Genomic DNA, 13,455 nt, shown 5'->3' on the forward strand with positions numbered 1-13,455 from the left:
AAAAATAAGCTTTAAGTTAGGAGGTTAAATTGGAAAAAATTATAGGTATTTTGGGTGGAAGTGGACAAATTGGTAAAAGATGCATTGATATATTGAAGCAAAAAAATTATTCAATTCTTGCCACCTATAATCAAAATTACGTCCCAGATGATAAAAATTGTAGATATATGAAATTAGAAGTTAGTGATATAGATGCTTTAAGGGAATTCATAAAAAAATGCGATATTATTTTAAATTGTGCGGGAGCTTCATTTATTAATGGAGAAAATATAGCAAGAATTGCTAGTGATTTTGGCGTTCCTTATATAGATCCATCAGGAGAATCTTTTTTAGAAGATAGACTGGAAGATATTAAAAATAAAAATCTATTTATTTTGTCTGCTGGGTATTTTCCTGGCTTAACGGGATTAATGTTAAAATATGTTGCAGAGCATTTCGAAGTTCCCTTAATGATTGAGGGATTTAATATAAGCAATGAAGTACCGAGTTATTCAGCGATTGAGGATTTCATATTAACTAATTTATCTGGTTTCGGAAAATCTTTAAGTAGTTATATTGATGGGGAAGTAATTAATAATAATTGTTATAAGATAGAAGAATATAAAAACAAAAAATATAAAATGTATAACTATTTAACCAATGAGATATTAAGAGTAGCTAAAAAATATAATTTAAAACAAGCTAATTGGTACAATTGTTCATTTTCAAGTGAAATTTTAAGTAAAATGCAAATGATTGTACAAAAAATGCAACAAAATATTTATATTGATAACAAGAAAGACATAGATGAAATTTTAAATTACTTTAAGAAAGAGGTCGGAATAGGTAAAACATACAGCTATTTAAATATTTGTGGAAGGGGGAGAATAAATGGGAGAACTTCATCAGTTGAAATAAGTATTGATAGCTCATCAAGTAGTGAAATGAGTGCTATTGTGTTGGGTTATACAGCAATGTCAATTTTAGAGAATACATTTAAAAACGGTATATATTATGCTATGGATATCATAAAAATTGATAGAATTATACAAGACATTGACAGTTTAAATATCAATTACAGTATAAATGAAAAATTTGAAGGGGAAAATTATTATGAAAGTGAATTATAATTTAAATATTGTTGGAGACAAAACAAACAAAAAGATTTTGCTTATTCATGGTGTGGGATTTAGTTATGCAAATTGTTTTAAGAGTATTATTGCTAAACTCAGTAAAACATATTGTATTATATCCCCAGAATTACCTGGACATGGAAACAATACACTTGGAAGGTTAAGTTCAGTAGAGGATGTTGCTGAAGATTTAGAAAAATCATTGATGCTTGAAGATATAGTAAATATAGAATGTGCATATGGGATTTCATTAGGAGCAAGTATTGCATTACAAATTTCTTTGAATAAGAAAATAAATGTTAATAACTTAATTATCGATGGTGGTCAGTATGAGAGCATGGGAGAAATGATTGAACCATTTTCAAAAGTTATGGCAGAACAATTTGATAATTTAAAAAACGGAATTCATTTAATAGAAGATGTGAGAAAAGGAATGGGTTATGGAGACAATGATGTTATAACTTTGAAACATATGATGTATCCTTTTATTACAAGAGATACATTATACCAAGCTTTTAAGATGGCATATAAATATGATATTAAAAATAAAGTTGAAAAGCTTACAATGCCTGTTTGTATAATGTTTGGCAAAAAAGAAACTTATGCAAGCAAATATGTCGATTTAATCAGGAGTAAATCCATAAGTGATGTAAGAGTTGTTAGTTTTGATAATGTAGGACATGCTGAAGTATTAGGATTAAATCCAGAGCTAATTATAAATGAAATTGAAAAAGTCTTATAGGATACATTAATATATTGGAGGGGATAATTCTGAGATTAAATAAAATTGATATAATAGAAAATGTCCTTGAAGGATATATGTTTTCTGAAAAAAAGGTTACTGATGAATGTAAAATTTATACAATTGAAAATTCTACTGGCTGTGGCGAAATGCGCTGCTACAATTTATTTGAAGGTATTCAATTATCTTATAATATCCTAAATATGGAGACAGCATATCAAAAAATAAATCCTAAAAGCGGGGTTTTAGAAATAGATCATTGTTTAGAGGGATGTTATGAGTTTAAACTTGAAAATAATGAACGCGCTCTGATAGGTAAAGGCGATCTAAGTGTAATCGAAATAGGTAAAGTTCCTTTTGAAGATTCATGCATACCAACAAAAAAATATGTGGGACTTTCAATATTTATTGATATTGAAAAGGCACAAAAATCTATTGATAAATACTTTCCGTACGCAAAAATTGATTTGTTAGAAATAAAAGACCGTTTATGTAAAAATGGTGCAGCTTTAATTATTCATTCACGTCATGAGATAGACCATGTTATTAGTGAACTTTATAGAGTAGATTCTAGAATAAGACTTTCTTATTCAATTATAAAAACAATAGAGTTGTTATTATTTTTAAATTTATTTGAAAGTTCAGATACATTTAAGTTAACGTCTTTTTCAGAACCAGTATATAAAGCAACTGTAGAATCATATAAGACGATTTTAAATAATCCTTTTGAAAGATATTCTATTTCTGATTTATCAAAAAAATATGCTATTTCAGAATCCAGTTTGAAGAGATGTTTTATATACATAACTGGAAGCTCAATAGGTAATTTTATTAGGGAAAATTGTTTAGAAGCCGCTGCTAAATTATTAATTCATAAACCCTTAATGTCGATAGGAGAGATTTCTGATTTGTCAGGATATTTGAATCCTAGTAAATTTTCTGAGTCATTCAAAAAACATTTTGGGCAAACTCCTCAAGAATATAGAAAAAAATCCATCTGACCTTTTTAGAGCAAATAAAGAGCTGTCAGGTTATAAAAAAAATATCCATCTTACTTTATAATAAAGTTGAGATGGATATTTTTTTGTAAATATTCTCTATACACATTCTATGTACATTTTATTAATTAACGGAGGTGTTTTATGAACAATAAAAAAATGACTACAAAAGATGTAGTAACAGTAGCTATTATGATTGCTTTATTTTATGCAATTTCTATTGTTATTGGAATGAGTATGGTTGCTGTTCCAGTTGTATATATTTATGGTACTGCTGGAATTGAAATGTTTATAGGAGCTATTTTCTACTTAGTAGCAGCTAACAGACTTAATAAACACGGGCTATTATTTATATGGATATTAATTTATGGTCTTATCACAGCAGCTATGGGTTATGTGTTTATGCTTCCATATTTTATTGGACTTGCTATTTTGTGTGAAATAGTAATGATAGGCAAAGATACTTATATAAATCCAATAAGAAATATGATTGGCTGGAGTGTTTATGGTGCTGGTATGTTCATGGGAATAGGAGTTCCATGTTGGATAGCTTGGGAATCTTATCAAAAGCAAGCTTTAGAGAGTGGGTTTGCAGATAAGACATTAACATTGCAATATAATTTGTTATCTTCACCAAAACTACTATTATTAGGTGTAACAATAACCGTTATATTATCTGCTTTAGGTGTTTTGTTTGCACAAAAAATTCTTAAAAAGCACTTTAAAAAGGCGGGTATTTTAGAGTAAATGGAGATATATGGGAAATGAAAATAGAAAAAATAAGTGGAATAACTTGTCTTTTTTTAACTATTATTTCCTGTATGGTGTCAATATTTACAAAAAGTTACTATATGCATGCTCTGTTTGTAGGATGGCTTTGTATGCTTTTAGCATATTTTGGTTTTATCAAACAGAGCATAATTTATTTTATGATATATAGTTTTACTACTTTTTGGTTATTAAAAATGATACCTAGTGGTGTAGTTATAATTTCACCAATGCTTTTGGGAATGTTGTATAAATTCATAGTTCCAATCATGGCAGGATTTTTAACTTTTAAGATACCATCAGGAAAATTAATTTCAATATTTCACAAATTAATGTTGCCACGAAATTTTGTACTTATATTAACGGTAATTATTCGATTTGTACCAACAATTGCTGGGGAATTTAGAACAATAAAAGAAGCTATGAAAGTAAGGGGATTTACAGGTAACTTTTTTCATATTTTATCAAATCCTTTGAGGACTCTTGAATATGCTATAGTTCCTTTAATTTTTCGTTCTATAAAAGTAGGAGATGAATTATCAGCAGCAGCGATTGTTAGAGGAATTGAAAACCCAATAAAAAGGGATTCATATTATAGTAACAAGTTGTGTAAATTAGACATAATTATAATAACTGCAAGCTTTGTTTTATTTATATTATGTCTTATATGAGAGGTGCATCATTGAATAATAAACTGGAAATTAGAAAATTATCTTTTTCATATAATAGCAATAAAGATGAACAGTTGAAAGATATAAATTTAGACATTAAAGATGGTGAATGTTGTGTAATTATAGGGGAGTCGGGGTGTGGCAAGTCTACTTTGACAAGGGCTATAAATGGATTAATTCCAAATTTTTACGAAGGAAATTTAGATGGAGAAGTATTTATTGATGGCAAATCTATCAGAAATTTAAAATCATGGGAGATAGCAAAGTTAGTCGGTAATGTATTTCAAGATCCTAGAAGCCAATTTTTTGCCAATGAAGTTAATGGAGAAATTGCATTTGGACCGGAAAATTTGGGATATAAGCGTGATGAAATAACAAGAAGAGTAAATGAATCAACTGAGAGAATGAATATTGATAAATTGCTAAATAATAGGATATACAATTTATCCTATGGAATTAGGCAAAAAGTAGCAATTTGTTCAGCAAGAGCCATTGAACCATCTATTTATGTATTTGATGAACCATCTGCAAATCTTGATTTACAATCAATATATAAATTTTCAAAACTTGTAATGGACTTAAAAAATGAAGGAAAAACTATAGTAATTGTTGAGCATAGGTTATTTTATTTAAAAGGAATAGCTGATAGGTATTTATTGATACAAAATGGATCTTTAATAAATAGTTATAAAGCAGAAGAATTTGAAAAAATTAGTTCAAAAGACTTAAATGCATTGGGCTTACGCTCAATAAATCTTAATGATATTGTTGTAGATGACCACAAAGTTAAAGAAAAAGAAATTAGTAGTGACAATTCTTTTGATTTTGAGGTGAAAAATATTAGTAAAAAATATAAAAATAATTTCGTACTAAAAGATGTGTCACTTAAATTTGATAGCAATGAGACTATTGCTTTAGTAGGAATAAATGGAACAGGTAAAAGTACACTCGGTAAAATTTATTCTGGGATTCAAAATCAGACTGATGGAGAAATAAAGATAAATGGACTCAAAGCTAATAAAAAGATGAGGTTAAGCAAAGTGTGGTATATTCCTCAAGATTTAGACTCTCAATTATTTGGGGAAGATTTGATGGATGAATTATTAACTGGGTTAAAAAATAGAGAAGATTATATCACGAAAGCAGAGGAACTTTTAAAAAAAGTTGGATTATTTGATATAAGAGATAAGCATCCAGCAACTTTATCAGGTGGTCAAAAACAGAGATTGGTTCTATGCGTAGCTATGTTGAGAGAAACACCTTTTATTATATTGGATGAGCCGACATCAGGGCTTGATTTCAGGAGTATGGATAAGGTGGGGAGATTAATCAAAGAGGAACAAAAAAAAGGAACAAAATTTTTGATAATTTCTCATGATATTGAATTTATAGCAAAGACGTGTGATAGACTTGTAAAACTAGAGAATGGGATAATAACAGAAGATTTTTATATTGATAATATAGGACAGCTGTTAAGAGCTATGGAGGCTAAATAATTTAGGAGGTGCGTAATGGAAGTTTTAAAAAAGCATATAGGACAAATTTTATCATCAGTTATTATTGCAGTAATTGGTGTTTTTTGTAGTGTTGTACCATATTTTGCTTTAGCTAAGATTACTCAAAATATAGCAATTAATAATACAGAATTAGAATTCTATATAAGACCAATTTTGCTTATTTTAGTTGGGTTAATAGGAAGTGTTATTTTTCATGAGATTTCAACTTTAATTTCTCACAACTTAGCATTTCGCATAATAGAGGATGAAAGAAAGAAACTTGTAAGAAAAATTAATAGATTATCAATGGGAGAAATTGAAAAACGATCTAGTGGAGAATGGACTCAGTTTATGGTAGAAACTTTGAATAAAATTGAGCAACCGATAGCTCATGTTATTCCTGAAGTAATAGCTAATCTTATCATTCCAATCGCTTTAGTAGTTATTATTTTTATAATGGATTGGAGGATTGGAATTGCAAATCTTATTACATTACCACTAGGGGTGTTATTTTCAATTCTAATGATGGGTGGATATGAAGAAAAATCACGAAATTATCAAGAAGCCGCAAAAAACATGAATACAACAGCTGTTGAATATATTAGAGGTATTCAAGTTATAAAGGCATTCAATAAATCTGCATCATCATATGGAAAATTTGTAGATGCTGTAAATAGTAATAGAGACAGTATGCTAAATTGGTATTTAAGTGTTTGCTTCTATATGACAGCAGCAATGGAAGTTTTACCATCAACTTTATTATTTGTTTTACCAACTTCTTTATACTTGTATATGAATGGAAGTATTGAAGTAGGCAATCTAATAATGTGTGTTTTATTATCTTATGCCTGCTACAAACCTTTGATTAAAGCTATGAGTCATATGGATACTATGGCGAATGTAAGAGTTGTAATAGATGAAATAAAAAATGTTATGGAGTTACCAGAGTTAGAACGAGGTAATGGAGAGGAAAAAATAAGATCATACGATATTAATTTTGAAAATGTATGTTTTGCCTATAATGATAAGAAAAAAGTTTTTGATAACTTATCCTTTAGTGCAAAAGAAAATAAACTTACAGCTATTGTTGGTTATTCTGGCGGTGGAAAATCCACTATTGCTAAGCTAATTGCGGGATATTGGAACATTAATAAAGGGAAAATATCCGTAGGAAATGTAAATCTTAAAGATGTTTCTCTTGAAAAGAACATGGAACTTGTAACCTATGTATCACAAGAAAATTATCTATTTAGAAAAAGTATTATAGATAATATGAGAATGGCAAATCAAAATGCTAGTATTGAAGAGATAAAAGACGCTTGTAAAAAAGCTTCTTGTCATGACTTTATTATGAGTCTTCCTAATGGATATGAAACCATAATTGGAGAATCTGGGAGCAACTTGTCTGGAGGAGAGAGACAAAGACTTACAATAGCAAGAGCTTTGCTTAAAGATAGCCCAATAGTTTTATTAGACGAAGCTACAGCATATTCTGATCCAGATAATGAAGCTGAAATTCAAAAATCTATAGATGCATTAGTTGAAAATAAAACGGTTATTATGATTGCTCATAGGCTTTCTACAATAATAGGAGCCGATAAGATCATAGTATTAAACAATGGGGAAATTGAAGCAGAAGGAACTCATAAAGAACTTCTTGGAAAAAGTGAAACATATGCAAAAATGTGGAAATCACACATAAGTTTATCAAACGATAGGGGTGAGTAAATGAAAGAATTAATTCACAAGTTATATTGGGTCGCTGGAAAAGAATCTTCCAAAATTAGCAAGATGTTTTTCTTTGAAGTATTAAAAAGTATATTTGAGGGAATATCCCTTGGAGCTACAATGTTGCTTTTACTTAAAATATTTCAAAATATATTTGAAGGAAGAAATATTACACAAGAAGACATCTATGTCGTATTTGCAATAGCTCTACTAAGTGTAGTAGGGAAAATATTATCTAGTTATATGGCTGATAGAAATAAATACATCGCAACTTACAATATGGGAGCAGAAAATAGGCTATATATAGGTGATCAGCTAAAAAAAGTGAATATGGGATATTTTAGCAGTAATCGCCTTGGAAACATTTCAGGCGGATTAACCACAGTTATAGGTGAACTTGAAACCGTAGGAGTTAATATAATAGAAACTTTATTTGTGGGAGTAATTCAAACTATAATAATGGCGATATTTATGATTCCGTTTGATATAGTTACAGGTTCTATAATTTTAGGAACTTTATTCTTAGGAATGTTATGCAATGTTATCTTTCAAAAGAAATCAGATGAGTTGACTAAAAAATTACAAGCGTTAAAAATAAATCTAAATGCATCTACTTTAGAGTATGTTAAAGGTATTAGCGTCATTAAGTCGTTTGGAAAAAGTGGTGAAATGACTAAAGAATTGGACAGAGAGATTTATAAAAATAGAAGAGGCTTTATAAATGTTGAAAAAACTGTAGCACCTGCTGCTTTGATATTTCTAATTATATTTAAATTAGGGATTTGTCTTATTATATTTTCAGCTATTTATAGATTTTGTATAGGAGAAATTGATCACTATAAAGCTGTAATGCTTGTAGTGTCAAGTTTTATTGTTTTTTCTGGTTTTGAAATGGCTGGAAGTATGCAAAACGTTAGAGGAATAGCTATACAAAACTTGGATTCAATTGCTAAACTTAGGAATTTACCAACAATTTCAGAAGGCACAAGAACAAGCTTTGAAAAAGGAGATATAAATCTAAAGGACGTTGACTTCTCATATGACGAACAGAACTTATTTAACCGTTTAAATTTAGATATTCCAAAAGGTAAGACTACAGCAATTGTAGGTGGTTCTGGAAGTGGAAAAACAACACTTTGCAATTTGATAGCTAGATTTTGGGATGTAGATTCTGGAGAAATATTGATTGATGATAATAACATAAAAGATTTTAGGTATGACAATCTGTTATCTAATTTCACTTTTGTTTTTCAAGACGTCTATTTATTTGATGACACTATAAAAAACAACATTAAGTTCGGAAATCCAGAAGCTAGTGATGAGGAAGTTATTAATGTTGCTAAGCAAGCACAGTGTCATGAATTTATTATGAAGTTGTCAGATGGTTATGACACAGTTTTACAAGAGGGTGGTTCAAATTTATCTGGAGGAGAGCGTCAGAGAATATCTATAGCAAGAGCTATGCTAAAACCAAGCAGAATTGTTATTCTTGACGAAGCTACTTCAAGTGTAGATCCAGAAAATGAACAACAACTTATAACTGCTTTAAACAATTTGTTAAAAGATAAAACTGTAATTGTGATTGCACATAAACTTGAAACTATTAAAAATGCTGATCAAATTGTTGTTATGGATAAAGGAAATATTGAAAGTATTGGTAAACATAAAGAGCTTATGGAAAAATCACACATATACAAGAGCTTTATTGAGAAAAGAGAAAAAGCTACTGGTTGGAAAATTGAATAAAATTTAATAGAGGATGATTTTATGAAACAAGATATGAAAGAACAATTATTAACAAAAAGACCTATAGATTTACTTTTTCAATTATCTATCCCTGCTGTAATAGGAATGATAGTAATAGGTCTTTATCCACTAATGGATGGAATTTTTGCAGGAAATATTATAGGACAAACTGCAATGACAGCTTGTGGTGTAGCTATGCCACTTACCTTTTTTAATAGTGGAGTATCTACACTCATAGGTGTAGGTTCAGCATCAGTTTTATCAAGAGCTATAGGAAAGGGTGACCAAAAAACAGTTGATAAAATTATGGGGAATTTAATCTTTTGGGTTATTCTATTCTCATCAATTATTACAATAGGCGGAATTTTACTTGCTCCACATTTTTTAGATATGGTTGGAGCAAGTGGAGAAATTAAAGAATATGGTATCAGATATTTACGAGTAATTTTCCTTGGTTCTTTATTTGTAAACTTTACTCAATCAGCAAACATGGTTATGCGTGGAGAAGGATTAATGAAAAAAGCAATGCTTATTATGGGGCTAGGGGCTTTTTTAAACATAATTCTTGATCCCATTCTAATGAAATTAATGGGAAAATATGCAATTGAAGGGGCTGCACTTGCAACTATTACAGCACAATTTGTTCAAGCGATTATAACACTCCATTACTTCAAATATAAAAGTAAAGCAGTAAAAATAAATAAAATCAAACCTGATCAGGAAATAAAAAAAGAAATGTTTGGCGTAGGTTCATCTGCTATGATGATGCAAATTTTATTTATGATTCAACAAACAATGCTATATAAAATGTCATTTAAATATGGCGGAGATACAAATGCTATCTTGATGGCAGCAACACTTAGAATATATGCCTTTTCATTCATTCCACTTTGGGGAATGAGTCAAGGTTTACAACCTGTAGTTGGTACAAATTTTGGAGCGAAAAAATATTACAGAGTAAAAGAAGCTATGAAAGTATTTTCTATCGGAGGATTAGTTCTTGCATCAATATTTTGGATACCAGCATTAGCATTTTCAAAGAATATACTTTCCTTATTTGGAGTAGAAGAAAGTATTATAACTCAAGGGATAGGGAACTTTAGATTATTTTATTCTATCTTTATCCTATATGGAGTAATGGTAATGACTATAACATTCTTCCAATCAATAGGAAGCGCTAAAAAAGCTGGCATAATAGTAATGCTAAGACAGTTATTTTTGTTCGTACCTGCCATGATTGTTTTACCAATGATATTTGGCGTTAAAGCAGTATGGTTTGCTGAACCCCTTGTAGATTTAATTATGATAATAGTTGGTGTAGTAATGATGTTTGGGGAACTAAATAGGATGGATAAAATTGGTTTGAAAAATTCAAGTAATGAATAATGAGTGGATTGATTTAAAAGAATGGAGGTAAAATATGCAAAAAAATATAATTAAAGTAAATTTACCTTTTTTCTTTGGTTTACGCTGTTTACAAGTTAGATAACTCAGTTAAAAAATTAAATACAATTACTATTAGAAAGAGTTTCTTTCATTCTAGAGGACTAACCATGCCCAAGAGCAGGAGTCCTCCTTTTTTTGTCTGAAAACATAAAGACAAAAAAAGGCTGTATAATATCTATTGGGGAGTAAAACCTCAATAGATATTTTTTTGATAAAATTACAAAAAAAAGTTGCACTTGCACACATTTTATCCTATACTTAAAATACCACTACAACATAGGAGGTGTGTACAAGTGCAAGAATATAATACCATAAATTTGTTAGCTTGTAAAGATGTTGTTGTTGATAAAATTAAAGACAGTGAAAGCTTAGTAGTCATAGAAGCAAGAACTAAAAGCTTAGAGAGCTGTCCATACTGTGGTTCTAAGCATATTTGTGTTCATGACCACAGGATTCAAAAGATAAAAGATACACAGATGCATGGTAAAAAATGCATAATTAAGCTAAGGAAAACTAGATACAACTGTAAGTGCTGCGGAAAGAGAATCAATAGCAAAACAGATCTTGTAGCAAAGAAAATGACAATGACAAAAAGACTAATAGCATCCATAACTAGAGAGTTTAAGGAGCTTTACTCAATAAAGTCAATATCAAGAAGATACTCAGTAAGCACATCAACAGTTACAAGAGTCCTATCTTACCTATCAGTAGAGAGAAAAAGTCTTCCAAAAGTACTTTTAATAGACGAGTTTAAAGGCGACAGCGGTTCATACAAGTATCAATGCTCACTTCTAGATGGCATAACACATGAAATCATAGACATAGTTAAAAGTAGGCAAGAAAATATTTTGTTTGAATACTTTAAAAACATACCAAAAGAAGAAAGAGAAAATGTAAAGATATTTGTTAGCGATATGTCAAAAACATTTAAAAACGTTAAAAACGCATACTTTAAAAACGCAGTACACATAGCAGACAAATATCACTTCGTAAGACAAGTCTCTTGGAGCTTAGAAAACGTAAGAAAGAGAATACAAAAAGATACATCAGCAGAAATGAGAATATACCTAAAAAGAAGTAAAAGCATACTTACAAAACCAATGCCAAAACTTAATGATGATCAAAAGCGAGAAGCAGCTCTAATGCTAGAGATAAGCGAAGAGCTAAGACTAGCATATGGCTTAAAAGAATCCTTCTATCAAGAAGTTCTAGTGCAGAAAAACAAAGAACAAGCACAATACAAGGTAAACGCATGGATAGACATATGTAAAAAATCAAAACTTAAAGAGTTTAAATCATGTATAACAGCCTTTACAAACTGGTCTGATGAAATTACAAACTCATTTGACTACAAACATTCAAATGGAGCACTAGAAGGAAAACATACAAAGATAAAGACACTAAAAAGAAACAGCTTTGGTATGAGAAACTTCGAGAGGTTCAGAAAAAGAATAATGCTTTTAGACTAAAATATATATATAAAACATCATAAAAACCTAATAAGCCTATATAGGTTTATTAGTCATGCAAAAATTACATAAATTTGTGTTATTTTAAGTATATAAATTAAAAACGTGCAAATGTTAGTTTTAACATAAAAAGAGAGACTTAAATCAATAAGTCTCCCCAATATTTGACATAGAGCCCAAAAAAAGAATGGAGGAAATATAAATGACAAAAGAATATTACCTTTATGTCGGTGGGCAAAAAATCAAAGTAAGTGAGCAGATATACAAAGTCTACTGGCAAGAAAGAGAACACGAAAAATATTTAGAGCAGGTGGACAAGAAAAACCACTTGCTATTTTTTTCGTCTCTAAATCACGATGGGAATTTTGAAGATAATCTAGAAGATAAAAATGTTGATGTTGAAAAAGTTGTAGCTACACAAATGATGATTGAAGCACTAAGAAATGCAATGTCAAAGTTAAATAAGGATGAACGGGAAATCATAGAAAGATTATATTTCAATGATGAAACACTTCGTGCAGTAGCAAAGACTAAAAATATCTCACATCCAACTTTAATTAAAAGACGAGATAAAATTTTAGAAAAACTAAAGAAATTTATAGAAGAACTATAAATTCTGGTTACCAAAGAGGGCAAATTTTCCTTTATAAAGTGAAGGGGAATTTTGTCCTCTTTTATATAAAAAAGAAATTGAAAGAATTTTGAACCTTGACAACTGAATAGACCAAGACAGGACATTAACCATTTGTGGAGCTTTATAATTTCTTCGCCATAACTTTTCTGCTGATAAGGATTTCGGTTTAAATAAATACTCTAGTTAAAAGAAGGATAAAAGAAAACGAGCGACAAAAAGAAATTATATATTCAGCCTAGGAAACTGATGCATTGAAGCAAATGGGGATAATGATACTTCTACAGTTGTTGCCGGCTCATCTTGAAAAGGGGCGGTGGTGAAATTCCAATGTCGTGACCTACACGCCTGTTAATGTCAAAAAACTTAAAAATTTAAATATAAGGAGAAGATATTATGTGTGATGAACATAATATAAACACTGAAATGAAAACAGATAAAAAAGATAAACAGATGATAAATCAAATTGATGGTTGGAACATAGAAGTTAAATTTAATGAAAATGGATTTAGCTTAGAAAATTTAGTAGAGGAATACATCAAAGAAAAATTTTCTGTCTATTAGGGGCTGACAAAAAATATAAGGAGCGTTATAATATTTTTGTGGAAGCCTAACCTTGGTTCGATTTATTGTATGTAAATTGAATTA

The 13,455-nt window shown here is 29.7% G+C and carries 12 protein-coding genes; all 12 read left to right on the top strand.

All coding sequences use genetic code 11. The features are described from left to right. Positions 1–29 precede the first annotated feature (29 nt). The 12 genes from BN3004_RS03975 (at position 30) to BN3004_RS04030 (ending at position 13,371) form a co-directional block, all read left to right on the top strand. Positions 30–1,109: an NAD-dependent epimerase/dehydratase family protein gene (locus BN3004_RS03975; protein ID WP_019117149.1), complete on the top strand. Its 1,080-nt coding sequence runs from the start codon at positions 30–32 to the stop codon at positions 1,107–1,109. Next, positions 1,093–1,854 carry an alpha/beta fold hydrolase gene (locus BN3004_RS03980; protein ID WP_019117148.1) on the top strand — a complete coding sequence of 254 codons (762 nt, stop codon included), beginning with the start codon at positions 1,093–1,095 and terminating at the stop codon, positions 1,852–1,854. The genes BN3004_RS03975 and BN3004_RS03980 overlap by 17 nt, the downstream gene beginning before the upstream one ends. A 14-nt stretch (positions 1,855–1,868) precedes the next feature. Beyond that, positions 1,869–2,855: a helix-turn-helix domain-containing protein gene (locus BN3004_RS03985; protein ID WP_432416305.1), complete on the top strand. Its 987-nt coding sequence runs from the start codon at positions 1,869–1,871 to the stop codon at positions 2,853–2,855. 141 nt (positions 2,856–2,996) lie between these two features. Continuing rightward, positions 2,997–3,599: an MptD family putative ECF transporter S component gene (locus tag BN3004_RS03990; protein ID WP_058259952.1), complete on the top strand. Its 603-nt coding sequence runs from the start codon at positions 2,997–2,999 to the stop codon at positions 3,597–3,599. Positions 3,600–3,616: 17 nt separating this feature from the next. Further along, positions 3,617–4,291 (top strand): energy-coupling factor transporter transmembrane component T family protein, encoded by a 675-nt coding sequence (locus BN3004_RS03995; RefSeq protein ID WP_000687642.1) that lies wholly within the window; start codon positions 3,617–3,619, stop codon positions 4,289–4,291. Then, on the top strand, positions 4,288–5,787 hold the full coding sequence (locus BN3004_RS04000; protein ID WP_432416306.1) for an ABC transporter ATP-binding protein: 1,500 nt from the start codon (positions 4,288–4,290) through the stop codon (positions 5,785–5,787). The genes BN3004_RS03995 and BN3004_RS04000 overlap by 4 nt, the downstream gene beginning before the upstream one ends. A gap of 15 nt (positions 5,788–5,802) precedes the next feature. Then, positions 5,803–7,515: an ABC transporter ATP-binding protein gene (locus BN3004_RS04005; RefSeq protein ID WP_019117373.1), complete on the top strand. Its 1,713-nt coding sequence runs from the start codon at positions 5,803–5,805 to the stop codon at positions 7,513–7,515. Further along, a complete protein-coding gene (locus tag BN3004_RS04010; RefSeq protein ID WP_006701969.1) occupies positions 7,516–9,261 on the top strand; it encodes an ABC transporter ATP-binding protein in 1,746 nt (581 codons plus the stop codon). A gap of 21 nt (positions 9,262–9,282) precedes the next feature. After that, positions 9,283–10,647, top strand: a complete 1,365-nt coding sequence (locus tag BN3004_RS04015; RefSeq protein WP_058259954.1) for an MATE family efflux transporter — start codon at positions 9,283–9,285, stop codon at positions 10,645–10,647. 353 nt (positions 10,648–11,000) lie between these two features. After that, a complete protein-coding gene (locus tag BN3004_RS04020) occupies positions 11,001–12,176 on the top strand; it encodes an ISL3 family transposase (RefSeq protein ID WP_058259955.1) in 1,176 nt (391 codons plus the stop codon). A 202-nt stretch (positions 12,177–12,378) separates the two neighbouring features. After that, positions 12,379–12,789 carry an RNA polymerase sigma factor gene (locus BN3004_RS04025; protein ID WP_005956601.1) on the top strand — a complete coding sequence of 137 codons (411 nt, stop codon included), beginning with the start codon at positions 12,379–12,381 and terminating at the stop codon, positions 12,787–12,789. Positions 12,790–13,203: 414 nt separating this feature from the next. After that, positions 13,204–13,371, top strand: coding sequence for a hypothetical protein (locus tag BN3004_RS04030; protein ID WP_000332792.1), 168 nt, complete (start codon positions 13,204–13,206; stop codon positions 13,369–13,371). Positions 13,372–13,455: the final 84 nt, after the last annotated feature.

This window comes from Fenollaria timonensis, assembly GCF_001457835.1.
Lineage (GTDB): Bacteria > Bacillota > Clostridia > Tissierellales > Peptoniphilaceae > Fenollaria > Fenollaria timonensis.

What these genes read in the sequence shown, in the direction of transcription:
- BN3004_RS04000 (WP_432416306.1), top strand. Translation starts at nt 4,288, where the DNA reads ATGAGAGGTGCATCATTGAATAATAAACTGGAAATTAGAAAATTATCT.
- BN3004_RS04010 (WP_006701969.1), top strand. Translation starts at nt 7,516, where the DNA reads ATGAAAGAATTAATTCACAAGTTATATTGGGTCGCTGGAAAAGAATCT.
- BN3004_RS04025 (WP_005956601.1), top strand. Translation starts at nt 12,379, where the DNA reads ATGACAAAAGAATATTACCTTTATGTCGGTGGGCAAAAAATCAAAGTA.
- BN3004_RS04030 (WP_000332792.1), top strand. Translation starts at nt 13,204, where the DNA reads ATGTGTGATGAACATAATATAAACACTGAAATGAAAACAGATAAAAAA.
- BN3004_RS03980 (WP_019117148.1), top strand. Translation starts at nt 1,093, where the DNA reads ATGAAAGTGAATTATAATTTAAATATTGTTGGAGACAAAACAAACAAA.
- BN3004_RS04005 (WP_019117373.1), top strand. Translation starts at nt 5,803, where the DNA reads ATGGAAGTTTTAAAAAAGCATATAGGACAAATTTTATCATCAGTTATT.
- BN3004_RS04015 (WP_058259954.1), top strand. Translation starts at nt 9,283, where the DNA reads ATGAAACAAGATATGAAAGAACAATTATTAACAAAAAGACCTATAGAT.
- BN3004_RS03990 (WP_058259952.1), top strand. Translation starts at nt 2,997, where the DNA reads ATGAACAATAAAAAAATGACTACAAAAGATGTAGTAACAGTAGCTATT.
- BN3004_RS03995 (WP_000687642.1), top strand. Translation starts at nt 3,617, where the DNA reads ATGAAAATAGAAAAAATAAGTGGAATAACTTGTCTTTTTTTAACTATT.